Genomic DNA, 23,632 nt, shown 5'->3' with positions numbered 1-23,632 from the left:
CTTAGAACCTCATTGGAGGTCGACGACGATCACCTCGGCTTGATGATTCTCCATCCATAGCATTGCCAAGAACAACTTGGTCGCCCTCCTTCAAACCTGAGAGAATTTCTGCGTTCACTTTGTTGTTAATACCCACTGTCACGGGCTTTTGCACCACTTGGCCCTGTTCAAGCACTGGCACGGTATAGTTGCCTTTGCCGCCAGATTTTTGCAGCACTTGTGAAGGGACAATCAAGGTATTTTCCGATTGCTCAAGGACAATCGAAACTTGCGCAGTCATGCCGATGCGCAAAATACCTTGCGGGTTCTTCACATCAAATACAGCGTTGTAGTAAATGGCGTCGCTATCTGAAATGCTCAGATCGCTATCATCGCCATCCATGATGGTTGGCCCCGGCTCAATCGCGCGCAATGTACCTTTAAACTGCTGATTCGGTTTGCCTAAAATGGTGAACAGCGCCGTTTGGCCTGGGTGAACAAAAATCACATCGGCTTCCGAAATTTCAGCTTTCACCGTCATAGTATCTAACTTGGCTAACTCGATAATAGTTGGCGTGGTTTGATTGGCGTTTACGGTTTGTCCTTCTTCCACCGCGGTGTAGACCACCGTGCCATCCATCGGTGCGTTGATGGTGGTGTAACCGAGATCTAACTGCGCATTGTCGACGTTGATTTTGGCTTTCTCGATTTCGGCATCCAGTTGCGCTAACTCGGCTTTGTAGATGGCGAGCGTCGCTTCGGCATTCTCGTAATCAGCTCGTGAGCTCGCTTTCGCTGCCAACATGCCTTTTTGGCGCACGTATTCATAGTTTGCTTGTTTAATCTGCGCTTGCTTAGCCTGGTACTGAGCGTTGAGACTATTAAGAGACGCTTGGGCTTCTTTGAGGCTGTTTTGCTGAGTCAGGCTGTCAATCTGTGCAATCAAGTCCCCCTGTTTTATCTCATCCCCTAAGTTCACAGCGAGGCGTTGAATTTGCCCAGATACTTGCGCACCTACATTCACCAATTTGGACGCTTGCAACATGCCGTTAGCTAATACCGCCTTTTCGATATTGCCTTTACGAACGACTTCTGTCGCGTAAGGAGAAATGGGTTCTGGACGTTGCAGATAATGATAACCACCAGCACCAATAGCAAGTAAGCCACACAAAACGAGCCATTTTTTATTGAGTTTCATAGCAGGAGTGAAGTAAATAATCGTTTTGATTTTATACTGCTATTTGTCTTAGCCGTACAGGGTACGAGACGTAAAGATAGGTAAATTAACGTCAAGAAACTGAATGAATAACTTCACTAACGTGAAAAATCAGAGATATTATAGTCACTTCAAAACTTTATTATTCAATACGTATAGCAAAGACCATTTTTAATATAGAAATTCAAGTTATAAGTATTATAAACAAAACTTTTAAATACCAACAAACCAGTAAAAATCTTAACTTATTAAATATACAATCCATTAAAATTTCATTATGGCCATTTTTAATTATTGAATTTCAAGAGGAGTTAAGTGGCAAGTTAAATAAAAAATACCCACATAACACAGGTAAGACCGAGAGGAGTGTGTCATGTGGGTTTAAAACGATAGTTCTCTTGCTGATTCGAACTACCAACGTTGGGATGCAATGGAAATACAAATGACTCAGAGTTTCCATCACGGACACTTTATCGCTGGATTTCCCTCTATTTGTTAGGGAACAGTCAGCACAATAAAAATAGAGAAGTAATACCGCAAAAATAAAAATAGAGGTTCAGGATTTAATTTACACGTAAAATAACCACTATATTCACGCCATGAAGCATTAATAAATTCAACAATAAATATTTATTAAGTTAAATTTACTTATTGTCAGCACACTGTTAATTTTACTCCTAAATGCACTGGTCAGATTTGTTTATTTTACTGATTTTCGTTGCAATACAAATTCTAATTAATTCATGAGAAAAACATGCAGCGACAATTAACTCTTTCACCGATTTATTTATTAATCGGGTTAGCCTACTCGACGGCGTATGCCGGTGGTTTTCAAATTAACGAACATTCGGCGACGGGTCTTGGTCGTGCTTTTGCTGGTGATGCCGTCATTGGTGATAATGCGTCTGTAGTCAGCCGTAACGCCGCAGCGATGACGCTGTTTAAACAAAATGCCTTATCGTTCGGTGTCACTTACGTCAAACCTGACGTTACCGTTAAAAATGCGCAATATCATCGAGCTAACATTAATGCGGATGTCAATGTTGGTATGGGTGGTTTTCCTCCGTCCCCTCAAGCTGACATTACCCCGTCCTTCTCTCAAACCGTGACCGACATTGATGACGTCGATGGCGTTGGTCAACCAGCCGTTGTACCCAATTTTTACTTTATTCACCCTATCAACGACGACTGGTATCTAGGCTTATCGGCATATTCCAACTTCGGAACCGACATGGAGTTTAAACCAAACTATGGCGCACCTGTTTTTGGCGGTGTCACCAGCGTAGCGAGTGTCAACCTTGGCGCAAGCTTGGCATACAAGGTGAACGATCGTTTTAGTATCGGTGGTGGTATTGATGTGATTTACGGCTCTGGTGAGCTGTACCGCGATATGGACGTGGGTGTTTGCGTTGGTGGGAACATACTTGGAAACGAACTAGAACAACGCTGTGGATCCGTAAAAGGCAACGCACTTGATGTGGAAGCTGGCGGCATTGGGCTTGGCGCGAACATTGGCATGATGTACGAGTTTAACGAACGTCATCGCTTAGGTTTAAGCTACAAGCACAGCCCTAACATTGATGCCAAGGGTGACATCCACTTTGCTGGCGAATCGTACGACTCGCTTGCTATGCCGCTACCGGATATTGCGGAGTTTTCCGGTTATCACCGCGTCTTACCTAAATTTGCCCTGCACTATTCTGTGCAGTGGATTGGTTGGTCAGCATTTGACAGCTTGAAAGCTGATGATCAGTTGCTAAAAGATTTTCAGTGGCAAGACTCCGCGCACTACTCCATCGGTGCGACTTGGTACGCCAATGAACGTTGGACACTACGCACGGGTTACATGTTCGACAAAACACCTGTCGATGAGCTGACTTCGCTTTCTATCCCAGATTCGAACCGTCACTGGTTATCTGCGGGGGCCTCTTACCAATGGTCATCAGATACCACGGTTGACATCGGCATGACGTACTTGATTGGTGAAGATGTCAACGTAGAAGAGTACGCGTATGAAGGTGTTCCTGCACCGATGGTGACGGGCGTTACCCATTCAAATGCGTTCCTAATTGGTGCCCAACTCAGCCACCGTTTCTAATTCGTCAGGCAGTGATCAAACCTCTAGGTCATTGCCTTGTAACAACGCTTATCAAAGCGACCGAACAGAGACATTATTATGAACAAAACACTACTTGCTTTTTCACTCTCACTTCTCACTCTAAGCGCGGCTCAGGCTTCGGAATGGGGCTATGGCAATGACAAACACGGGCCAGAACACTGGGGAGAAATCGCCAAAGACTGCGCAACCACGAAAAACCAAAGCCCAATCAACATCGACAACCCAGCCGATGCAAAACTGGAAGCACTGAACCTTTCGTACACTGGTCAGGTCATTGGTTTAACCAACAATGGTCATACGCTGCAAGCGCAAGTGAACGGACGTAACAGCTTCACCATCGATGGCGAGACGTTCGAGCTGCAACAGTTCCATTTCCACACACCTTCAGAAAACCAAATCAAAGGCCGCCAATATCCACTTGAAGCGCACTTTGTACACGCCAACGCAGACGGCGAGTTGGCGGTAATTTCGGTGATGTTTGATGCTGGCGATCAAAACGCAGCGCTGTCTAAACTGATCAACGCAATCCCACAAGAGAATCAAACCACGTTCTTTAAAGATACTTTTGAGATTAATGACTTACTGCCAAAAACTGCAAACTACTATCGATTTAACGGCTCTTTAACCACACCGCCATGTTCAGAAGGTGTGCGCTGGTTTGTGCTTAAAGACACTCAAACCTTATCCAAAGATCAAGCCGCGAAACTGATGGAAGTCATGGGACAAAACAATCGTCCGCTGCAACCGCTAAATGCGCGCGTTGTACTTTCTAACTAAACGCCACATCCGATAAGGGGCATCGTATTTGCCCCTTATTTTGATTCGATCTAACCTCACTTCGTTACAGGAACCCCCAATGAAAACTCCATCTGTTCTGTCACTCTTACTCGCACTCGCCCCGACATTCGCCTTCTCTCATAACCTTTCTGTCGGTCAAACCACCCCTTCCGTCAGCATTGATACCTATGGCGAAATGACGCTGCAAGGAGACGATGTGGCTTATCAACCTTGGGCAACTCAGCAGATGTTAGGCAAAGTCCGTGTGATACAAGCCATTGCAGGTCGTAGTAAAGCCAAAGAGATGAACGCGCCGCTGATGTCAGCAATCACTGCCGCTCACTTTCCTGAAGATCAGTATCAGACCACAACCGTGATCAACCAAGAAGACGCCATATGGGGAACCGGTACATTTGTTAAATCGTCGGCAGAGGACAGCAAAAAGACATTCTCTTGGTCTTCCATGGTGTTAGACAAAAATGGCGTATTAGCAACAACTTGGGATCTACAGCAAGAAAGTTCTGCGATTATCGTACAAAATAAACAAGGCGAAATTTTATTCGTGAAAGAAGGGGCTTTAACTCAAGACGAAGTCACACACGTCATCGAACTGATTAAACAGAATATCTAAACCTAAGGTAAGGAAAAGCTATGAAACTGTTCAACACCATCGCACTCTGTCTTTTAGCGGCTGTAGCCTCTTTCCAATCGGTTGCAGGAGACAACGATTGGGATAAGATTGCAGATAAGACCGTCAGTTTTAAATCGGAAACCGACACAGTCAATCCACTGTCACCATTTGCTAACGCTCGTTTCAGCCACATAAAAATCAAATGTACGCAAGGTACGGTCGATCTGAAAAGCGTTAAAGTAATCATGAAAGATGGTCAGGAAAAGACGTTCGACAGTTTAGGGGTTCTGACTAAAGGCATGTCATCAAGAAGCTTAAGCCTACCAACAAAAGATAACGCGAAGTTAGACAAAATCGAGTTGAACTATGAATCGGTTGGCAGCACTGCGCTGCAAGTCGCGGGGGTGACCAAAAAAGCGCAAGTGGAAATCTTAGGTAAGAAAATCGACGAGTAAGCGATGGCTCAACGAGCTCACCCAAACTAAAAACAGCGGCACTAGGCCGCTGTTTTCATTAAAAAATCGTAATGAATAACTAAATGAATTTCTTCAGCTTCGCCAAACCATAAGCAGCGATGGTGACACAATCTTTGATCGTACCGTCGATCATCATCTGTTCGAACTCCTCAACCGAAAAAGCACGAGCGATCAAATCCTCTTCTTCACTGTCGAGTTGATTGCCCACGTCCGTTAAATCAGTGGCGAAATAGACGTGACATGTCTGATTCAAAAAGCCGTATGCGATAAACTGCGCGCCGACATACGCCATGGCGCTCGCCTGCATGCCCGTTTCTTCACGCAGCTCGCCTTTGGCAAGCTCAAGATGATCCGCATTTGGGTTTGATTCCCACGCCCCTTGTGGGATCTCCCAACAACGTTGACCTACGGTGTAACGGTACTGCTGAACCAAGTGAATCATCCCGTTATCGATAGCCAGAATCGCAGCACAATCAGGTTTGTCGACCACACCATAGATGCCCTCTGCGCCGCTCGGACGTAAAATTTTGTCCTCACGCACCGTCATCCACTTATTCTGGTAAACGACTTTGCTGTCTAGCTGTTTGATGTCTGACATGGTTATTCCTTGATTTTTCTGAGGGTTACTGTGGAATAATACCCGATTCGGTTACGCCACCAAAATGTTCTTTAGTTCACTCAAAGACTCAACGGTGTAATTTGGTGCGATACGCTCATCAACGCTTGCGCCTGTGGTATTTAACCAGCAAGTTTCAATACCAAAATTATTACCACCCAGAATATCGGAATGCAGGTTGTCACCCACCATCAGTACGCGCGTTTTGCAGGGATTGCCCATTTGCTGCATCGCGTATTCAAAAATACCTAAGTCCGGTTTTGCTACGCCCACTTGTTCAGAGATCACCACTTTATCGAAGTACTCAGTCATCCCTGTGCGCTCAAGGCGGATCGCTTGCAACTCTGTAAAACCGTTGGTGATAATGCCCATTTTAGCTTTGCCTTGCAGCGCTTCCATCAGCTCTTTTGCACCTGGCAACAAGCTGCAAATATCGGCCATTGCTTCTAAAAATGCGCTGTTGAGATCTGCTGTTGTGGTATTCAACTTCTCAGCCCACTCGGTAAAACGCTTATGTTTTAGCTCATCTGCCGTTACTTTGCCGTCTTGGTAATCCACCCAAAGCGGTTTGTTTACGGTTTGGTAATGAGCAAAATCTTGTTCAGTAAAATCTACGCCTTTGCGAGAAAACATAAGCTGCAAACCTTTGAAAGCATCAAAGTGGAATAAGGTTTCGTCAGCGTCAAACAGGATCCAATCGTACTTCATTTTCTTCTTCCCAAAATCAAGGTCGTAATACTGGTGCATAGTCTAGATTGTTTTCTTCTTGAAGATAATCTCTATAATTGGAAATTAATTGTATCCTTGTGCTCAACAATAAATGCTTCACGATAATAGGAGATTGATGTGAACGCGATTGCCTCCCTGCCCGTTTTTGTTGCTGTTGTCGAATGCGGCAGCTTTTCCCTTGCGGCCAAACAGCTGAATCTGACGAAATCGGCGATCAGCAAACGCATCAACCAACTAGAAGACGATTTGGGCATTCGTCTCCTTAATCGAACTACGCGTAAGCTGAGCCTGACCGAAGCAGGAGAACGCTATTTTGAGTACGCTTCTCAAGCGCTCAATCTGGCCCAGCAAGGCGTGGACGCGGTATCGGAGCTGCAAGGATCTCCACAAGGTCGGCTCAAAATTACCGTGCCGATGTCTTTCGGTGTGCTGCATATCGCGCCTTTGATCAGCGAGTTTCTCGCTCGTTACCCGAAAATTGAAGTGGATTTAAACCTCGAAGACAAAATGGTCGATTTGGTTAAAGACGGTTTTGATTTGGGGATCCGTATTGGTGAACTCACCTCTTCCAATCTAATCGCAAAACGTCTCGCCCCTTGTAAAAGTGTGCTTTGTGCCTCACCAGATTACTTAGCGGAGTTTGGAACACCACAAAAACCAAGTGATTTAGTCGGTCACAACTGCCTGCGCTACTCCTATTTCCGTGGCGGCGTCGAATGGATGTTCATCAACAATGGCAGCGAATACAAGGTGCTTCCAAAAGGAAACTTTATCGTCAATAACAGCGAAGCCATTCGCCAGTTGCTGTTAAGAGGTTCGGGCATTGCGCAACTGCCGACGTTTATTGCAGGAAGAGACTTTGCCGCAGGAAATCTAAAACCGGTGATGGAAGAGTATTCTCTACCAGAACACGCCATTTATGCGGTGTTCCCTGAGCGCAAGCACATGCCGTTGAAAGTAAGAGCCTTTATCGATTTTATCAGCGAAAAACTCGGCACAGATTTACCTTACTGGGATCGTTACAACAGCCCAGAAAAATAACCATATTGATGATAAGTGAGTGAGATTTCACTACTGACATGTTCTGACATTCCATCCGCGTAACCTTATTTGGAACTCAACAGGCAATCCGCCAAAACCAATAAGGAATCACAATATGGAAACCGTTATCGAAACTGTGCAATTTCGTCTAACCACAGGCACAACAGAGCAAGACGTGATCGCCGCTGCCAGACAGTCACAAACGTTTGTGAAGAATCTGCCAGGCTTTTTGTATCGCTCACTCAGTCACGAAGCGACGGACGATGTGTGGACAGACATCATTTACTGGCGTTCAATGGACGATGCAAAACAGGCGGGAAAACAGCTTAAGCAAGCCGCTGAATTTCAGCCTCTGTTATCAATGATTGACTGCGAAAGCTTCGAGCTTAAACATCACAACTTAAAAATGTGCAGTGAGCTAGAGAAGTAATCAGCCGCACTACCACTAACAACCAGTAGGTCTAGATAAGGAACATCATGAGCAAATCAGAACGACTGTTTGAGCTACTGACGCTTTTGCGCGCAAAGCGTTACGCCGTGACAGCGAAAGAGCTCGCAGAAAGAATGGAAGTTAGCGAACGTACGATTTATCGCGATATTCAGTCGTTGCTTAGTTCTGGTGTTCCTATTCAAGGTGAAGCAGGTGTCGGCTACTTGTTGCAAGCTGGCTCTCATCTCCCGCCTTTGATGTTCTCAGAAAAAGAGATGATGGCGCTTGAACTGGGTATGCGGATGGTTCGAGCTTGGTCGGATGCCGAACTCGCCGAAGCGTCTCACTCTGCGTCCACCAAAATACTTTCGGTATTGCCCGATAAGCTCAAACAACAAGTGGAAGATTGTCCGCTGATTGTGCCCGATTATCACACCCAATCCGAGACTGCCAAACGAGGGCAGCTTCTGCGCCACGCGATTGATCATCAGTTTAAAGTCAGTTTGGATTACCAAGATGAAAGCGGACAGGTGACCGAGAGAAAAATCCAACCGTTAGGCCAGTTCTTTTGGGGCAAAGTCTGGACGCTGGTCGCCTGGTGCGAATTGCGCGATGACTACCGCCAGTTCCGCCTCGACCGTATCCAAGCACTGCGTATGCACGATGAAGAGTTTCAGAGTGCGGAAACCAAATCTCTCAAACATTATATTGCGCAGTATGAATCGAAAGATTGAGTGTTCTTCATCCTTCCATCACAAGGATTCTAAATTGCTCTGCTCAATGCGCGATATTTGGAAAGGCACATTTGGTTAAACTAATGTTTCATTTTTAACAGATGCGCAACCAACCTAAGATCGTTAACTTAAGTAGCACGTCAACCACACCGGAGCGTGAAGCTATGAAAGTACTGATTCAATACACCCAAGCAGGGAAATATCGAGATCAAGCGTGGGAGTCTTTAACTCTTCGATCTAAAGGTGATATGCAGGCCGTTACCCCTTCTTATGCTGCCCAACTTATCGAACAAAGCAAAGCGACACTTGTGATGACAGAAGACGGACAGATCATCTTTCACTCCTAAATTCTATCAGTCCTATGACGAAAAAGGCCTGCATTGCTGCAGGCCTTTGTATGAGTGAATTAAGAGTTATTTACTGGAAACTCACTGCAGTTGGTAGGCGATCAAGCATCTTGTAGTAATCACCAGCCACAGCGCCGATATCACCACGCAAATACGCTTGAATCATATTGAGATCTTTCAGCCAAAGTTCTTTGTCAGCATCTGAAGACGCCATGTACCCTGCGTACACATTGTCGACCGCGAACATCATGTCTTCGGCGTGATCGTTGTAAATCAAAAGCATCGCATCTGTGTAAGCTTCGAACGCTTTCAGCTCATCGTGCGCTTTACCACCTTTATAGCTCAATGTGCCCGAAGTTGCATCGATGACCAAATCACCCGAAGTCACATTCGCTGTCGTAAAGTTGATGAAAGACTGGCTGAACGACAGCACACCTGCCGCAATATCCGCATCAATGGTTCGCTTCATTGCGTTGACCATTGGCGCATCCAGCAGCAATACAGGATCGTGGAACGCTGGGACAATCGCTGTTCGGAATGGCCCCCAAGCGCTATCGATGCTCTCTGCGACCTTGTTTAGTGTTGCAGGCTCATAGCTATCTAGGTACGTTTTTAGATCGTAACCTTTGGACGTCACCAGTTGATTTGCGTAGTCGTAAGCCAGCTTGTTTGCTTTTGTTGCCACAAACTTCTCGCCGTCGATAACAAACTCAACCTTGTCACCCGCAATAATACCGTAGCGGTCTTGCTGCTTCGTAAACGTATCAAACTGAGATTGACCACGAGTCTTCACTGTGTAGTCGTAAGACTTCATTTGGCGCACTCCCATTCTCAAGATGACATCGCCAACACGTCCGCGGCCTTCTGCACCAATATCAAGGAATCTTGCAATACCACGAGGCATTGGTGGTAGGGACTCCATTTGCTCAGTGATGTGTAGGTTCACGGTAACACCTTTTAGATTGGTGTATTCCTTACCGTCTTTACCCACCAATTTAACTGGCGTATTTAACGCGTCATTTGCCACGATGTTGCCCATGATGTCTTCGTATTCAGCTTGCACCCCAGGGATATCAAGCAGCGATGCAAAGCTCACCTCATCGGTAAAACGGTTCGAGAATCGACGTGCTAAGAAGTGGCTCGCCAACGCTTTGTCTGGCCAGTTGCCCAACACAGACACCGCATTTGACCAAGGATAATCAGGGTCAAAGCTACCAATTGAGTTTAGGAAGCGTCCATTCGCAGTTTCCGCAACAGCTATATAACCCTCATCTGAATCTTCGATAAAGCGTGCTGCCAAATCATCAAAACAGCTGGCTGTTGAAAGATCGTAATCAGCCGGAATTTGGTGTGAGTTGTTGTCTAACAGTTGACCAAAAGAAATCACTTTTTGGTTGCCTGCCGCATTTTCTATCACACATTGATGCTCTGGTGTGCGCAAGATATCAAGGAAGAACGCCGCGGATTTTTTCGCCCCATTCGCGTAATCACAGAACCATGAGTTATCGGCTTTGCCTTCGCTACAGTATTGAGGGTTTGAAGCAATGCGCAATAAGAAATCACCCGGCTTATCCGTTGACGAAGTGTAACCAAGATTGGTGTACAGGTTATCGATGCGCTCAAGATCTTCCATCTTGTCACGGATAGCGCTCATTTCCATATAACGGCGCACTAAGTAACCAGGATAATCGGACGAGAATAATCCCGTCGTCCCATATAACTCCAAGTTGCGTCGATCATAGCTATCGAGATAGTTCTGCCACTCGTAAGAAACAATTTCTTCTAGGTTTGTACCTTCGTCAAAACGGTTACAGTCGCTGTTTAGAGAAACGTTCCCATCGGTACAGAAATCGTAAGACTTACGCTCAATTTCATTCACTTTATCTAGGTAGTAAAGTGCGCCATAACGAGTTTTCGCATTCAGTTCAGGATCATCAGACAACGCGGCGGTATCGAATCGGCTGAAGTCACAGTTGTAGAGTGATTTGCCTTTCTCGCTCCCCGTTAGTGCCTTCACTTCAGAACACACCATCAGCGATGTGTTGTCTGGATTGTTGCCAAACTTGTATGCAAAGCTTTGTTGGTAGGCTTGCTGATCAGCGAGGTAACGAGCGTATGCCGCTTTGTCTTCATCGCTCGCACTGTCTGCCGGTTTCGCAACAGGCGCAGGAGCTGAACCTGAAGAATCTTGAATCGTCTCGACTTTACGACCGTAGCCAAACTTAAACGCCGCAATGTCGTACAGACCCCAAGTTGGCGTTTCATCCAACATGCTTGGTGCGTAGTCCATTGTCGAACTGTAAGCAGGAATGTTGTTCAAACCAAGTTGATGCGCTTGCTCTAGCGTGTAGTAGTTCGCTTTGTCATTTGAGCCTTTAAAGTTATGGCGCAGACCCATGTTATGACCAAGCTCGTGAACAAGCGTATTGCTGTAAGTCGCAACCGTAATCGCATCTGCGGCTTTCACTTGCAACTCTTTTGGTAGGTATTTCCAACGCTTAAGCTGACGCGATACTTCGTTACCTGCGTCATCGAGTTTGATCTCAAAGTAACGCTCGTCATCCAACTTCAAGTTGTCCAACATGGCCTTGTTGGTTGAAGAAACCCACGACGCTTCGATTGGATAGACGTTGTTCTCTGCCCAGAAAGACAAACGGTTCTCTTCAGCTTCAACCACCTTTTCAAACTCCATGTCATCATTGAAGTTTTTCATTAGCTGAGTTGGGCTCTTCGTCGCTGCTTTTCCAGAAACGATGTCTTCTTTTGAAACGAGCGGCGCATGAATGTTTTCATCCGATTTCAGGCTCGCCATCGCCGCCATTGTAGAAAGCGCTTCAATTCTATCCGCGACTTCTGTTTTCACAGATTCGCTGCTGGTTGGCAATGGATCTAAGCCATCTAAGTCCAGTTGATTACGATTATAGAAACGCGCCAAGTTGTCCCAATAGAAAGGCACACCCGTTCTTGCAACGCCTGCGTATTGGTTCACGTGGCCTTTGATGATTTCCCCCGTCATCGGGTTAGAAACCGACGGGCCATAGCCAAGCAGACCGTTAGCTAAAGGCTCGTCAATCAGGTTAATCACGTTGTAACGCAGATCTCCTGGGTGAATACCAGCCGCTTTGGTTTTGTTCACAATCTCGATTTCAGGCTTGCCTGCATCCGCCCCAAATACATTCAGCGCTTGGTTCATCTTGTCGATCGATTGCAGCGTTGCATCCAAGAACAACTTGTTCTTCTCTTCAAAGAAATTGTCGCTCAAGTAATATTTGATAGAGCCTTGATCTGGGTTGAAACGATTGAGGTAAACCACATCACGGTCGTATTTATTCGTGACTGGGTTAAGCTTTTTCGTCGATGTGGTGAAGAAACCAATGTCGTTCTCATCACCCACTGGGTACAAGATCGGTTGGTAACCTTCGGTTGCCACTTCACTTTCGTGCACTAACGAGTAGTAGAAACGAGATTTAAACGCGCCATCCACAAGCGCTTCATCCAAGCTCGCTTTCGTTGCAAAGTTGATGTAGTCAGAAATATTATCTAAATCGATACGGAACGTGCGCTCTAGTTCGAAATTGAGAAGACCGTTTTTAGGGTCAAAGTCCCACGAGATCAATCGTGGTGCGCCAATTTCATCAATGCCCTCGGTAATGCCATACAGATCTTCCATATTGAATTCTGCAATTTCGAGATCTTCAGGGCGAGGAGTGAAGTGGGTTTTCTTCTTGTAGTTTAGGCTTGCGTCTTCGTTGGTTTCTTCTTTGTTGGTGCAATCACCATGCGCGTCTTCTTGACAGCGATACGCCGCAAAGTCACCCGGAATCGTCAGCACTTGCGCGAAGTTAACGCCGTCGTCGTCTGCGACAAATTTCTCTTCACCGCAGTAGTTATTAGCATCTTTGCTTAGATGCGCGTCTGGGTAGTTTTTATCGTAACTGCGAACTTCCAGACCTTCTTTGGTAAAACAAAGCTCAACGTAACGAGGTGAACCTTGTAAGAATGGGAATTGGTTAAGAGCAAAGCGTGGAGCGGCACCAGTCGTCGGAACGTAAAACCAACGACCGTCTTTAAGATCTTTTACTGCGACTTCTTTTGCATCTCTTTCGACATAGTCATACGCCTGATCATCTGCGCCACAGCCTGCAAGTGCGGCCGTTATTGCTGACACCAGAGTCAATTTTTTAAACATTATTTGGATATCCTTAATTGTTGTAGTTTTCCTAGAAGGAGTAAGTCACTGTCACGATGTAAGACGCTTTCTCTTGGTCCAACAAATCGATGTTGCCCAAGGTGCCTCGCTCTGCATCTTGATAGAAACCCGTTGATGATGCCGCGAGTAGCAATGACCAGCTTTCATCAAACTCGTATGTGCCGTACAACGCCCCCTCATACTGCCAACTGCTTCTGCGCGTACCTTGATAACTGATGCTGTTACCACCTAACGCCGTAATCCCCACTGCGAACGATTCCCACGACTTTTCCGCAACAGCAAACAACGAGTAAGTCCACTCAGTCAGCGAGCGTCCACCCATGGTTTTGTATTCGTGGAAATTTTTTCTCAGTCTTGGCGAAACCGAAAAATCGACGCTCCAAGCTGAAAAAGAGATCGGCACATCTAAACGAACCGCGGTGTGCAGTTCATCTTTACGAGATGTTTCTGAAGTTGGAATGGTGAGCTGACCCGCAACGCCGATTTTCCCTGTATCTCCAAAGCGATATAGGTTCGTGTATTGCAAGCCCAACACCGAATCTGTCGCGTAGGTGCCGACTTCATCTTCTAGGGCACGATAGCCCCCCGTAGAAAAATAGGCTTTTGTGTCGCTCGAAAAGGAATAAACGAGATCGCCTCCCCACGAGAAATTGCGGACAGAACGGTAGTCGTCTTTATCGTAAATGTTTGTATCGTAAGATAGGTAAACGGCCCCACTAAACTTACAAACAATACAGGACGTATCTCCTTCATTTTGTGTAGATTCAGGCGTGCTAGTGCTATCAATTACACTCGTTTCCACCGCGAATGATGGCGCTGAAAACAGCGTACCCAACAACATTGCAAGCGGCGTCATCATCCACTTTGTTGTGTGCTGCATGTTTTGAAACTTCCATGAGAATTAAGTTCATTTGAATAAACTTAAAGACAAACAGATTATTGGGATGAAATTCCATAAAAATTCAGATAATCAACCCCAATAAACCTATCAACCATAAAATTACTCTTATGGTTAAATCCTTATTTAACTTTTTAATACTATTTATCTGAGTATTGTTGCGTTCTACTTTGCTTAAAAACGTACTTTAAAATGACTTTTTATAAATAAAGCCACACACCACAACATTAAAGAAGCAGCAAAGCAACGTCATTAAAACAAAAGTTAAAAGACAATTATTATCAACAACTTAAAATCAACAAAAACAGTTAAAATGAATGAGTAAAAATGTATAAGTTAAAATACAATAAAAATACAAGAACATCATTCCGTTTAATTTTAGTCGTTATTGTATTGAGAGAGTTTAATTTTCAATTTCTAAAATTGGTGGGATACACATAAGAGAAATCATCAAAACCATCCGTTGTTAATAATGAATTTCGCATTTAAAACAAAAGATAGAAACAAGATCAAATTCATGTTTTCTAATATATCCATTCAACCTTTCACAAGTTTGAATAGAAAATCAAACCTTTAGTCAATCTAAAAACAAAAAAACATTCACCAAGTGAATACACAAAAGATAAATCAAAACTAAATAGCACATACGGTCAGCATATTTGTGAATTACTATTCATTAATTATTTTTTTATAAATTAAACGTTAATGTGACCAATTTCACACAATTGCGCTACATACAACATAAAGCAAACGAAATTTAAGTGTTTACTGACCCAAAACGTGTCGATAGAACAGAGTTTAAACATCGAGCTGAAACACGTATTTCTCACCAAAATTTATTATATATAGCAGTGAGTTATCTGTATCCAAGCGGTTAAAATGCGTACTGATGTGACTCATATTTGAGAGAGGAACACAAGAAGAGCAAAAGCACTAAAAGAGGATGATGCGACTTGAATAACCAGTGCTTCAAACCGCACTTATGAACTTATGCAGAGAAAGAAGGACTATCAGTTACTATTGAATGGTTTTATGACCACAGTTTTCGCAGATCAAATGACGTTCAAATTCATCCATAGAGGCAAGGAAGGCGCCGAATACTACACTTTTGAGAAAGCCAGCGATGAACTCTTTCTTTTTGCGATTTTTATCACCTTCAAAACCACTTTTTTTTCTAACTAACACCACGACATGATGCGTTTCTACCCCACATGTAGGGCACATGAGGACTTCTGTCTTGTTCGACATCTTAGACTCCTTGATGAATTATCCCTTTCTGCTGGCATGATTCTCTTACGCCTGTAAAGCGAGTCATCATGCCATCACTATCGATTCTTACTCTTCTTCGTTGAGACGATGAATCAACTTAGCTGGCGTGCCTCCGTATAGACAATCTGGCGGCACATCATGGTTAACGACCGAGTTCGCCGCAATCACCGAGCGAGCGCCAACTGTTACACCTTGGTTGATGACGGAATTTCCGCCAATCCACACATCATCTTCAATCGTGATAGGTTTACAAAACGTTTCCCAACGTCGACGACTTCGGTAATCAACAGAATGAGAAGCGGTATAAAATTGCACGCTCGGTCCAATGAGCACGTGGTTCCCGATGGTAATTTTGGCACCATCGAGCATGACCACGTTCATGTTGATAAAGGTTTCTTCACCTATTTCGATGGTCTTACCAAATTCACAATGAAAAGGGGACTGGACAATACAACGGCCTACCTTGCCAAATAGCTGCTTTTGCAATTCGTCGCGCTGACTTTCGTCGGTGTTATTATTAAGTGCTCTAAGTGCTTGAAGAGCATGGCTTCTAATGGCGTCAATTTCTTTGTCCATGCCATCAAAGACCTGGCCAGACATCATTTTTTCTAGTTCTGTCACTGGAAGACTCCTACAACCTGCAATTACTGCTTTCAGATTCTTCACAAGGTACGTGAATTGCGAAATAAAAAAAGAGAAAAGCCCGGACTTTTCTCTTTCCTGTTTTTATATTTTGTGGAGTCTGTCGGCTTACACAATTTCCCAGCTGTGGGTCATCTCAACACCTTCACCTAGCATTAAGCAAACCGAGCAGTATTTTTCTAGCGAGTCAGCCGCCACTTTTGCTACGACTGCTGGGTCAAGCTCGTCACCTGACACTTCAAAGTGGATATTCACTTGCGTAAAGATACGCGGTGCGGTTTCACGACGCTCTGTGGTTAGCTTGGCATTAACTGACGAAACCTTTTGGCCTGCTGTTTTCAAACCATCAACAACATCGACAGAGCTACAGCCACCAGCAGCCATTAGTACCATTTCCATTGGGCTTGGTGCGGTTGCACCACCATTGCCATCCATCACTACGGAGTGGCCCGACTGAGATTGCCCAAGGAATTTAAAATCTTCTATCCATTTAACTTCAGCTTGCATGATTTACCTCATTTAGCATCGCTTATTCAAGGCATCGTTGCCCTTACTAGCGGTGTGTTTCTTGTCGATACTTTAGCCCTATCGCATAAAAGGGCAACGGAATTTTCAACATTACTGTAATTTTTTCGCTCGGTTACCTTTCTCTATACGTAACACTTTTTATTTAAGTAACACTTTCTACAAAAATAACGATGAGGTAGCTATGAAGAATATGTCTAAGTTATTGGCCGGTTTCTCCTTCGCACTTCCAGTCTTGTTTCTACTATTGAGTAAAACAGGTACCGCCGATACGATGGATAAGCTGAAGGCTTCAGAGAATACAAGAATCGCAACGCTAGCTGGCGGTTGTTTCTGGTGTACAGAATCGGATTTAGAGCAACTGCCCGGCGTAATCGATGTTGTATCAGGTTATTCAGGTGGTCATATTGAAAACCCGACTTACCGCCAAGTCTCTTCTGGTAAATCTGGTCATATTGAAGTGATTGAGGTGAAGTACGATCCTGCTGTTGTGAACTACGAACAAGTGCTGGATTACTTCTTCCGTCATATCGACCCTACCGACGATAAAGGTTCATTTGTTGACCGTGGTCCTCAATACCGTCCGGCGATCTTCTATCATAATGCGGAGCAAAAGCAGATTGCTAAGCAGTTTATGATGGAAATCGACAAGGCGATGATCTATCCAAAACCGTTGAAAACAGAGCTGATCGAGTTTGAAAAGTTTTACCCTGCGGAGTCGTATCATCAGGATTACTACAAGAAGAGTAGCCTGAAGTACAAATACTACCGCTACGCATCAGGTCGCGATAAATATCTCGACGAAGTATTTGGTGAAGATCGAAAAGAAAGCCCTAAAACACTTCGACAGTTGATTGAAGAAAAAAAGCTGCTTTCGAAAGTGAAAGTGTACAGTAAGCCTGCTCAGTCTGAAATCAAATCAAACTTAACAGAGCTACAGTATTACGTGACGCAAGAAGAAGGCACGGAGCGTCCGTTTGATAATGAATACTGGGACAACAAAGAAGCGGGAATTTATGTGGATATTGTGACCGGTGAACCGCTATTTTCTTCTACTGATAAATACAAATCTGGCACAGGTTGGCCAAGCTTTACTCGACCAATTAACCCGGGTTACATCGTGGAGAAAACCGATTATAAACTACTCTACCCTAGAACGGAGATCCGCAGTAAGTTTGGTGATTCACACCTAGGTCATGTGTTTAAAGATGGTCCGAAGCCGACGGGATTACGCTATTGCATGAACTCTGCTGCGATGAAATTTGTACCTGTGAACAAGATGGCGAGTTTAGGCTACGGCGATTACCTGTACCTATTTGATAAGTAGTTTTAACCAAATTAGGAGTGAACATTCAGCGCGATGAAAGGTTTTAAATCCAACCTTCCCATGAAAGTCTGTCCGGTCTGTCAGCGCCCATTTTCTTGGAGAAAGAAGTGGGCGCGAAATTGGGAGGAAATCGTTTATTGTTCTGAGCGTTGCCGAAGAAATAAATCAACGAAAACGTAGGTCACTCCGACCCTATCTGGAGTATGTTATTTCATTTGTATTAACGTTTGTACGCGTTCTCTTACCAAGGTAATAACGTCCCATCATAAGCCCAAAACGCCCCGCTATCTTGCGGGGTTGCTTTTTCTATCAAGCCTAATAAATCCTTAGCAACTCGCTCTGGCGTGAACAGCTTTCCCTCTGGCACATTGGTTTGAAAAGGTGCCGACAAAGCGGTATCTGTGGTGCCAGGGTGAAGTGAAAGCACCGTGCCATGTTTGACCACTCTTTGCCATTCGATCGACATGGTTTTTAGGAACATGTTTAATGCGGCTTTCGATGCTCGATAGCTGTACCAACCACCTAACTGATTATCGCTAATGCTGCCAACTTTGGCCGAAATGGTCGCAAACTTGGGTGCAGTACTGCGCTTTAGCTTGGGCGTGAAGTATTTCGCCAACAGCAAACTTGGCAAAGTATTAACCGTGATGGTTTGCTGAAAGAAGTCTGCGTCGAGCGAGCTAAGATTCTTCTCAGGACCTTTCTCTTGGGTGTGCAACATACCAACACAGTTCACCAACCAATCGACGTGTTCAATCTGCTCACTGAACGCTTTTACCTGCTCGTCTTGCGCTACATCCACTTGATGCCAAACGACATTTGGGTGTTGCCAATCTGGTTGCTGCTTACGATAAGTGGCATGCACGCGAGCTTGAGGAAACCGAGCTGCGGCTTCTCTCACCATCGCCAAACCAATTCCACCATTGCCACCGACGATGAGTATTTCCATCACAAGTTCTCCACGTTTTCTATGTAGTGCTCTGCGGTATCAAGAATCGCTTGGCGTTGTTGTTCTTCCATGTTGTCCCAAGAGCGGAAAATCATCCCGATTCGTGGATTGGCTGCGAGGCGCTTGTCGTGTTTGTTCATAAAGCGCCAATAAAGGCTGTTAAACGGACACGATCCTTCCCCACTCCTCGCCTTATTGTCGTAATGGCAACCCTTACAGTAGTCGCTCATTTTGTTGATGTAAGAACCACTCGCCGCGTAAGGTTTGGTGCCAACAATGCCGCCATCCGCAAACAATGCCATGCCACGTGTGTTCGGCATTTCGACCCATTCAATCGCATCAACATAGATACCGAGATACCACTCATCCACTTGATCTGGGTCGATCTCGGTTAGCAAGCAAAAGTTACCAGTGACCATCAATCGTTGGATGTGGTGTGCGTAGGCGTAATCGAGGGACTGCCCAATCGCATTGCGCATACAAGCCATTTTAGTTTCACCATTCCAGAAGAAATCTGGCAGCTTTCTTTCTGCGCCCAATTCGTTGTTTTTCGGGTAATGAGGCATGTTCGCCCAATAGACCCCTCGAATGTACTCTCGCCATCCTAAGATTTGGCGAATAAACCCTTCAACTTGAGAAATGTCGATGTCCGCGTTGGAATGAAATGCCTTGAGTGAAGCATCAATGACTTCTCTCGGGTGCAGTAATTTGCTGTTAAGCGAGAATGAAATTCGGCTGTGATACAAGCTCCACTTAGCGTCGTGCTGGCCTGTCATGGCATCTTGAAAACGTCCGAATAACGGCAGACAGACTTGGCAGAAATGCGCGAGTAAAGAGAGGCTTTGCGCGCGATTAATCGGCCACAACAAGTCCCCTTCGAGATTTCCGATGGTTTTGATGTCATGTCGTGCCAGCCGCTCAATAATGCCGTGGATGTCAGTACTGAACATCAAAGGTTGTGGCAGTTGTTCAATGTCTTTGGCTTTGAGCTTGTTACGATTATTGGCATCGTAATTCCATTTTCCGCCGACGGGCTTTCCGTCTTGCATCAAGATGTCGAAGCGCTTGCGCATACGGCGGTAAAAGTGCTCCATCATGATGTGTTTACCTTGAGGAAACTGCGATTCTATTTCCTCAAACGGCAACAAAAAATGTTCCGAGTCGACACAACGCGTCACGACCCCATCAAGCTTTAGTTTGGCTAACTGCTCCAGAAGACGGTATTCGTCCGGGCGTTGATATTCAAACTTACTTGCACCAACTTCACTCGCGTAGTGTTGCAAGACTTGCTCAAGATCGTCGAAGGATTGTGTGTCATCCAACGTGAGGTGCAGAACTTGGTGACCTTCACTCTGACGCTCTTTCGCAAACTGTTCCATTGCGGAAAAGAACGCACACACTTTCTGAATATGATGCGTGACGTAAGTATTCTCTTGCTTGAGCTCCGCAATCAGGTAAAGCACTTGCTCATCCGGTTGCTGAAACCAAGAGTGCTCACTGTTAAGTTGATCGCCCAAGATCAATCGTACGGTTTCAAATTGCATTACGGTTTCTCCGATGACGAAGCTTTGTCACTGCTGCCCATCACAATCGGCCAATCGACCATGTCTACACTATCCAAATGCGCGCCAGAACAACGACCTTGCCACCTATCGATGAACTCCATGTGCGGGTCGTACATTTCGGTTTGCTTTTCGAGGTTGAATTGTCGTGAACCACGCGGATCAGCACCAACGCCTGCTAAGTATTGCCAATTTCCCCAGTTTGATGCCACATCGTAATCGACCAGTTGTGACTCAAAGTACGCCGCGCCATAACGCCAATCGAGGCCAAGCTCATGCACCAAACAACTGGCAACTAACTGTCTGCCACGATTCGACATATAACCCGTTTCATTAAGTTGGTGCATACACGCATTGACGATAGGAAATGGCGTTTCACCTTTCTTCCATTGTTGAAAACGGTGCGCGTAAAAGCTGGTGAGTGGTGCTCGATTTTGGATGCCACCGAATCGGAAGAGCTGTCGCTTGTGTCGACGGGCATACCAATAAAAGTATTCACGCCAAAGCAGTTCGAAGTAAATCCAGTAGGTTGAATCATTTGCACCATTCTCCGCTTCATAACGTTTCAACATGGCATAAATAGTTTTCGGAGAAACGCACCCATGAGCTAACCAAGGAGAGAACTTGGTGGAGTAATCCATGCCATCTAAACCGTTGCGTGTTTGTTTGTATTCACTGGCTAGTGTGGAAGCAAAATACTGGCGACAATGTTCAAGCCCGCGGCTTTCTCCACCATGAAACGCAGCTTTTGCGTCAAAGTAATATGCAGTAACGGAAGGAAGATTCACACCTAAAGGAATTGGAGGTAACGAACGGATACTCTCGTGGGGCCGAGAGATGTCTAAACCTTCAACTTGCTTTCTAAACTGCGTGAAAGTGGTAGGCAGATTGCTCAAGTCAAATGGCAGTTGTTCTTCCCTTAACAGGGTCCGGATTGCTTGCTGTTTTATTTTTACATGAGAAGCGCCTTCAGCTACGCGATCTAACGCTTGTTGCTCATCCGAACCGGGAAAGGCGTCAGCATATATATGTGTGACGCCGAAGCGATTAACAGCATACTTGATTGCTTGATCGGGCGTTAGTTCAACCGCCCATAATCGCTGACCAAGGTGATTCAAAGATTGATTGAGTTCACTAAGCGATGCGTCGAGAAACTGCAATTTCGCACGCCCGAAAGAGGCTTCCTGCGCAAAGTGATGCAAGTAAGGCGTCATTGAAGGGTAGCAATACAAGCAAATTAACTCGTCCATTTCTACACTGGCGCTTTTCAACAGTGGGTTGTCGTGCAATCGCAAGTCGTTCGTGAACCAATAAAGTCCTATTTTCTTTTTCAATTCGCACCCTCAGATGTTAATTCTTCGTCTACGAGTTCTTTTCACGGAGACCCTGACGTTAAGCCTTTTGATTTACTTGCTTTTATACGAAAACGAGAGTTTGACGATCATTAGGTTACTAACGTTCACACGGAATCCATTTGCTGGATATCTCAAACACGCAATACCACCAAATGCCTGTACATGTTTCATACTGATATTTTATAAAATTTGAATCCAACGGTATTGATCACGATCTTAATCACTCATTTTCTATATAAACCATGCAAAAGTGATAAAAATTAAAGCGACATTAGTTAATATCCGTTAATCTAAGCCCAATCCCATTTTGCTAGTACCATCGCAGAAATGACCGACGAGTTTAAGAAATCAACCGCTAATTTAAAAAAAGCGGTCCCACTGATGATCAAAAACCATGTTGCTGCCACGCCAGCCAACTACGCGCTTTGGTATACCTACGTTGACAAGACCATTCCAGAACTCAACTTTGAGTTAGACACGGTGTTAGAAAACTACGGTATTTGCCCGCCAGCAACCAATAAACAGCTTTACAACAACTATGTGGCCAGCAAAGCAGAAACCAGCCTTGAAGATCTTAGAACCAATGTAGAAGTTCTGCTACATGAAGTATCCAGTTCAATGAGCGATACAATTTCAGATACTTCCTCCTTTTCTGAGATGGTAGACAAAAGCTTTAATAAACTGGAAAAAGTTGAGGACAATAGCCTAAGCATTGAAGAAGTGATGGTAGTGATTCGTCAACTTGTCGCAGAGTCACACGAAATTCGTCACTCAACAAAGTTTTTGAATAGCCAATTGACTAACGCGAGTGAAGAAATTTCTCGCCTCAAAAACCAACTGGCTGAAGTACAGCAAGATGCGTTGTTCGATGGTTTGTCAAACCTATACAACCGCCGAGCATTTGACAAAGATCTCTCTTCACTTATTGCATCAAATCAGGCAATGACCTTGATCATGCTTGATATCGATCATTTCAAATCATTTAACGACAATTACGGGCACCTTTTTGGCGATACAGTATTAAAAGCCATTGCCCGCCGGCTACAACAAAGCTGTCGAGATGGGATATGTGCGTACCGTTTTGGTGGTGAAGAATTCGCGTTAATTGTACCTAACAAATCTCTGCGAATTGCTCGCCAATATGCAGACACACTACGCCGGATGATAGAAAAACTGCGTATCAGAGATAAGCGCTCAGGCACACAAGTTCACAGCATTACCGCTTCTTTTGGGGTAGCAGAATTTGAGCCGGGTGATACGCCTGAAGCCTTAATCAATAAAGCCGATAAACAGCTTTATGAAGCAAAACAACTCGGTCGTAACCGCGTGATGCCAATTTAAATAAACTGACTAAGCGAAAACGACTTTTATGATGAAAAAGAAAACCCCGCGACGTAAAGTGCGGGGGTTTTGTATCCAATCATGAGTATCTTAATCGACGCTGTAGCAGTAACTTAGAATGTAGTCGTCACCATTTTTTGCGGTATATTCTTTATCTTCACTGCATGCCATCGGCTTACCTTTTTTGTCGCCTTTGATTAGACTTATCCAATGGCGCATCGCGGTTGGTGCATTGCCAGTTAGTTCAGGATGAAACGTCGTGCGAGTTTCCAATTGAATATCATCAATGTCCACTAATTCCACGCAACCAGTGCCTTTATGACAGCCAAACAGCACTTCTACATGATTGCCCGAATCATCTTTGAACAAAATAGACTTTGGATCTTCCTTTTCACCAGTGTACGCCACGAAGTGTTTTGGGCTTTTCAGGCCGCTGTGTGTACCGTCTTTGAAATAAGC

General features: G+C 44.8%; 22 protein-coding genes and 1 pseudogene. 11 read left to right on the top strand and 12 right to left on the bottom strand.

What is annotated here, in order from left to right; all coding sequences use genetic code 11:
• Position 1: 1 nt before the first annotated feature.
• Complete coding sequence (locus R7041_RS07060) at positions 2-1,177, bottom strand: efflux RND transporter periplasmic adaptor subunit (RefSeq protein WP_005384341.1); 1,176 nt, start codon at positions 1,175-1,177, stop codon at positions 2-4.
• Between the two features lie 772 nt (positions 1,178-1,949).
• On the opposite strand from R7041_RS07060, the gene R7041_RS07055 reads away from it, so the two are divergent.
• The 4 genes from R7041_RS07055 (at position 1,950) to R7041_RS07040 (ending at position 5,177) form a co-directional block, all read left to right on the top strand.
• Entirely contained in the window at positions 1,950-3,293 is a 1,344-nt protein-coding gene (locus R7041_RS07055) for an OmpP1/FadL family transporter (RefSeq protein ID WP_206949456.1), read from the top strand.
• 78 nt (positions 3,294-3,371) lie between these two features.
• On the top strand, positions 3,372-4,091 hold the full coding sequence (locus tag R7041_RS07050; RefSeq protein WP_020841751.1) for a carbonic anhydrase: 720 nt from the start codon (positions 3,372-3,374) through the stop codon (positions 4,089-4,091).
• A gap of 79 nt (positions 4,092-4,170) precedes the next feature.
• The gene (locus R7041_RS07045) at positions 4,171-4,722 is read left to right on the top strand and encodes a YtfJ family protein (RefSeq protein WP_005480925.1); all 552 of its coding nucleotides are present in this window, start codon (positions 4,171-4,173) and stop codon (positions 4,720-4,722) included.
• A gap of 20 nt (positions 4,723-4,742) precedes the next feature.
• A complete protein-coding gene (locus R7041_RS07040; RefSeq protein ID WP_005480927.1) occupies positions 4,743-5,177 on the top strand; it encodes a hypothetical protein in 435 nt (144 codons plus the stop codon).
• Between the two features lie 79 nt (positions 5,178-5,256).
• Here the strand turns inward: R7041_RS07040 and R7041_RS07035 are convergent, their stop codons facing one another.
• Both R7041_RS07035 and yjjG read right to left on the bottom strand, forming a co-directional pair.
• A complete protein-coding gene (locus R7041_RS07035; RefSeq protein WP_172563700.1) occupies positions 5,257-5,796 on the bottom strand; it encodes an NUDIX domain-containing protein in 540 nt (179 codons plus the stop codon).
• Between the two features lie 51 nt (positions 5,797-5,847).
• Complete coding sequence (gene yjjG, locus R7041_RS07030) at positions 5,848-6,522, bottom strand: pyrimidine 5'-nucleotidase (RefSeq protein ID WP_005374109.1); 675 nt, start codon at positions 6,520-6,522, stop codon at positions 5,848-5,850.
• 138 nt (positions 6,523-6,660) lie between these two features.
• On the opposite strand from yjjG, the gene R7041_RS07025 reads away from it, so the two are divergent.
• From R7041_RS07025 to R7041_RS07010, 4 genes are all read left to right on the top strand, one after another.
• Positions 6,661-7,584: a LysR family transcriptional regulator gene (locus R7041_RS07025; protein ID WP_053307145.1), complete on the top strand. Its 924-nt coding sequence runs from the start codon at positions 6,661-6,663 to the stop codon at positions 7,582-7,584.
• A 115-nt stretch (positions 7,585-7,699) separates the two neighbouring features.
• A complete protein-coding gene (locus R7041_RS07020) occupies positions 7,700-8,014 on the top strand; it encodes a hypothetical protein (RefSeq protein WP_054574511.1) in 315 nt (104 codons plus the stop codon).
• 47 nt (positions 8,015-8,061) lie between these two features.
• The gene (locus tag R7041_RS07015) at positions 8,062-8,748 is read left to right on the top strand and encodes a helix-turn-helix transcriptional regulator (RefSeq protein WP_005497912.1); all 687 of its coding nucleotides are present in this window, start codon (positions 8,062-8,064) and stop codon (positions 8,746-8,748) included.
• A gap of 164 nt (positions 8,749-8,912) precedes the next feature.
• Positions 8,913-9,095 carry a hypothetical protein gene (locus tag R7041_RS07010; RefSeq protein ID WP_005393690.1) on the top strand — a complete coding sequence of 61 codons (183 nt, stop codon included), beginning with the start codon at positions 8,913-8,915 and terminating at the stop codon, positions 9,093-9,095.
• A gap of 70 nt (positions 9,096-9,165) precedes the next feature.
• On the opposite strand, the gene R7041_RS07005 is transcribed toward R7041_RS07010, so the two are convergent.
• The 5 genes from R7041_RS07005 to R7041_RS06985 form a co-directional block, all read right to left on the bottom strand.
• Positions 9,166-13,284 carry a M66 family metalloprotease gene (locus R7041_RS07005; RefSeq protein ID WP_054574510.1) on the bottom strand — a complete coding sequence of 1,373 codons (4,119 nt, stop codon included), beginning with the start codon at positions 13,282-13,284 and terminating at the stop codon, positions 9,166-9,168.
• A 31-nt stretch (positions 13,285-13,315) separates the two neighbouring features.
• The gene (locus R7041_RS07000) at positions 13,316-14,185 is read right to left on the bottom strand and encodes a hypothetical protein (protein WP_005384146.1); all 870 of its coding nucleotides are present in this window, start codon (positions 14,183-14,185) and stop codon (positions 13,316-13,318) included.
• A gap of 1,035 nt (positions 14,186-15,220) precedes the next feature.
• The gene (locus tag R7041_RS06995; protein ID WP_085569221.1) at positions 15,221-15,451 is read right to left on the bottom strand and encodes a hypothetical protein; all 231 of its coding nucleotides are present in this window, start codon (positions 15,449-15,451) and stop codon (positions 15,221-15,223) included.
• A gap of 87 nt (positions 15,452-15,538) precedes the next feature.
• Entirely contained in the window at positions 15,539-16,093 is a 555-nt protein-coding gene (locus R7041_RS06990) for a sugar O-acetyltransferase (RefSeq protein WP_258512352.1), read from the bottom strand.
• Between the two features lie 129 nt (positions 16,094-16,222).
• Entirely contained in the window at positions 16,223-16,621 is a 399-nt protein-coding gene (locus R7041_RS06985; RefSeq protein ID WP_172563698.1) for an OsmC family protein, read from the bottom strand.
• 202 nt (positions 16,622-16,823) lie between these two features.
• On the opposite strand from R7041_RS06985, the gene msrB reads away from it, so the two are divergent.
• Together msrB and R7041_RS06975 are read left to right on the top strand one after the other, a co-directional pair.
• On the top strand, positions 16,824-17,966 hold the full coding sequence (gene msrB / locus R7041_RS06980) for a peptide-methionine (R)-S-oxide reductase MsrB (protein WP_167415760.1): 1,143 nt from the start codon (positions 16,824-16,826) through the stop codon (positions 17,964-17,966).
• 33 nt (positions 17,967-17,999) lie between these two features.
• A complete protein-coding gene (locus R7041_RS06975; protein WP_005374142.1) occupies positions 18,000-18,146 on the top strand; it encodes a DUF2256 domain-containing protein in 147 nt (48 codons plus the stop codon).
• 61 nt (positions 18,147-18,207) lie between these two features.
• Here R7041_RS06975 and R7041_RS06970 read toward each other — a convergent pair whose 3' ends face one another.
• From R7041_RS06970 to R7041_RS06960, 3 genes are read right to left on the bottom strand one after another with little or no spacing between them, the layout of a single operon-like run.
• On the bottom strand, positions 18,208-18,915 hold the full coding sequence (locus R7041_RS06970) for an SDR family oxidoreductase (protein WP_206949459.1): 708 nt from the start codon (positions 18,913-18,915) through the stop codon (positions 18,208-18,210).
• On the bottom strand, positions 18,915-20,459 hold the full coding sequence (locus tag R7041_RS06965) for a cryptochrome/photolyase family protein (protein ID WP_005374147.1): 1,545 nt from the start codon (positions 20,457-20,459) through the stop codon (positions 18,915-18,917). Before R7041_RS06965 ends, R7041_RS06970 begins: the two co-directional genes overlap by 1 nt.
• On the bottom strand, positions 20,459-21,811 hold the full coding sequence (locus R7041_RS06960; protein WP_206949462.1) for a DASH family cryptochrome: 1,353 nt from the start codon (positions 21,809-21,811) through the stop codon (positions 20,459-20,461). Before R7041_RS06960 ends, R7041_RS06965 begins: the two co-directional genes overlap by 1 nt.
• Before the next feature lie 348 nt (positions 21,812-22,159).
• Between R7041_RS06960 and R7041_RS06955 the strand changes: the two genes are divergently transcribed.
• Positions 22,160-23,173, top strand: a complete 1,014-nt coding sequence (locus R7041_RS06955; RefSeq protein ID WP_005374150.1) for a GGDEF domain-containing protein — start codon at positions 22,160-22,162, stop codon at positions 23,171-23,173.
• A gap of 90 nt (positions 23,174-23,263) precedes the next feature.
• On the opposite strand, the pseudogene R7041_RS06950 reads toward R7041_RS06955, so the two are convergent.
• Positions 23,264-23,632, bottom strand: a pseudogene (locus R7041_RS06950) (hypothetical protein); the annotation flags it as partial.

Origin of the sequence: Vibrio sp. 1751 (genome assembly GCF_033339895.1) — a bacterium.
GTDB classification, from domain to species: Bacteria; Pseudomonadota; Gammaproteobacteria; order Enterobacterales; family Vibrionaceae; genus Vibrio; species Vibrio alginolyticus.
This window is presented reverse-complemented; position numbering and strand designations above follow the sequence as displayed.

Coding starts and splice junctions, on each gene's coding strand:
- R7041_RS07060 (WP_005384341.1), bottom strand. CDS start 1,177: ATGAAACTCAATAAAAAATGGCTCGTTTTGTGTGGCTTACTTGCTATT.
- R7041_RS07055 (WP_206949456.1), top strand. CDS start 1,950: ATGCAGCGACAATTAACTCTTTCACCGATTTATTTATTAATCGGGTTA.
- R7041_RS07050 (WP_020841751.1), top strand. CDS start 3,372: ATGAACAAAACACTACTTGCTTTTTCACTCTCACTTCTCACTCTAAGC.
- R7041_RS07045 (WP_005480925.1), top strand. CDS start 4,171: ATGAAAACTCCATCTGTTCTGTCACTCTTACTCGCACTCGCCCCGACA.
- R7041_RS07040 (WP_005480927.1), top strand. CDS start 4,743: ATGAAACTGTTCAACACCATCGCACTCTGTCTTTTAGCGGCTGTAGCC.
- R7041_RS07035 (WP_172563700.1), bottom strand. CDS start 5,796: ATGTCAGACATCAAACAGCTAGACAGCAAAGTCGTTTACCAGAATAAG.
- yjjG (WP_005374109.1), bottom strand. CDS start 6,522: ATGAAGTACGATTGGATCCTGTTTGACGCTGACGAAACCTTATTCCAC.
- R7041_RS07020 (WP_054574511.1), top strand. CDS start 7,700: ATGGAAACCGTTATCGAAACTGTGCAATTTCGTCTAACCACAGGCACA.
- R7041_RS07015 (WP_005497912.1), top strand. CDS start 8,062: ATGAGCAAATCAGAACGACTGTTTGAGCTACTGACGCTTTTGCGCGCA.
- R7041_RS07010 (WP_005393690.1), top strand. CDS start 8,913: ATGAAAGTACTGATTCAATACACCCAAGCAGGGAAATATCGAGATCAA.
- R7041_RS07005 (WP_054574510.1), bottom strand. CDS start 13,284: ATGTTTAAAAAATTGACTCTGGTGTCAGCAATAACGGCCGCACTTGCA.
- R7041_RS07000 (WP_005384146.1), bottom strand. CDS start 14,185: ATGCAGCACACAACAAAGTGGATGATGACGCCGCTTGCAATGTTGTTG.
- R7041_RS06995 (WP_085569221.1), bottom strand. CDS start 15,451: ATGTCGAACAAGACAGAAGTCCTCATGTGCCCTACATGTGGGGTAGAA.
- R7041_RS06985 (WP_172563698.1), bottom strand. CDS start 16,621: ATGCAAGCTGAAGTTAAATGGATAGAAGATTTTAAATTCCTTGGGCAA.
- msrB (WP_167415760.1), top strand. CDS start 16,824: ATGAAGAATATGTCTAAGTTATTGGCCGGTTTCTCCTTCGCACTTCCA.
- R7041_RS06975 (WP_005374142.1), top strand. CDS start 18,000: ATGAAAGGTTTTAAATCCAACCTTCCCATGAAAGTCTGTCCGGTCTGT.
- R7041_RS06970 (WP_206949459.1), bottom strand. CDS start 18,915: ATGGAAATACTCATCGTCGGTGGCAATGGTGGAATTGGTTTGGCGATG.
- R7041_RS06965 (WP_005374147.1), bottom strand. CDS start 20,459: ATGCAATTTGAAACCGTACGATTGATCTTGGGCGATCAACTTAACAGT.
- R7041_RS06955 (WP_005374150.1), top strand. CDS start 22,160: ATGACCGACGAGTTTAAGAAATCAACCGCTAATTTAAAAAAAGCGGTC.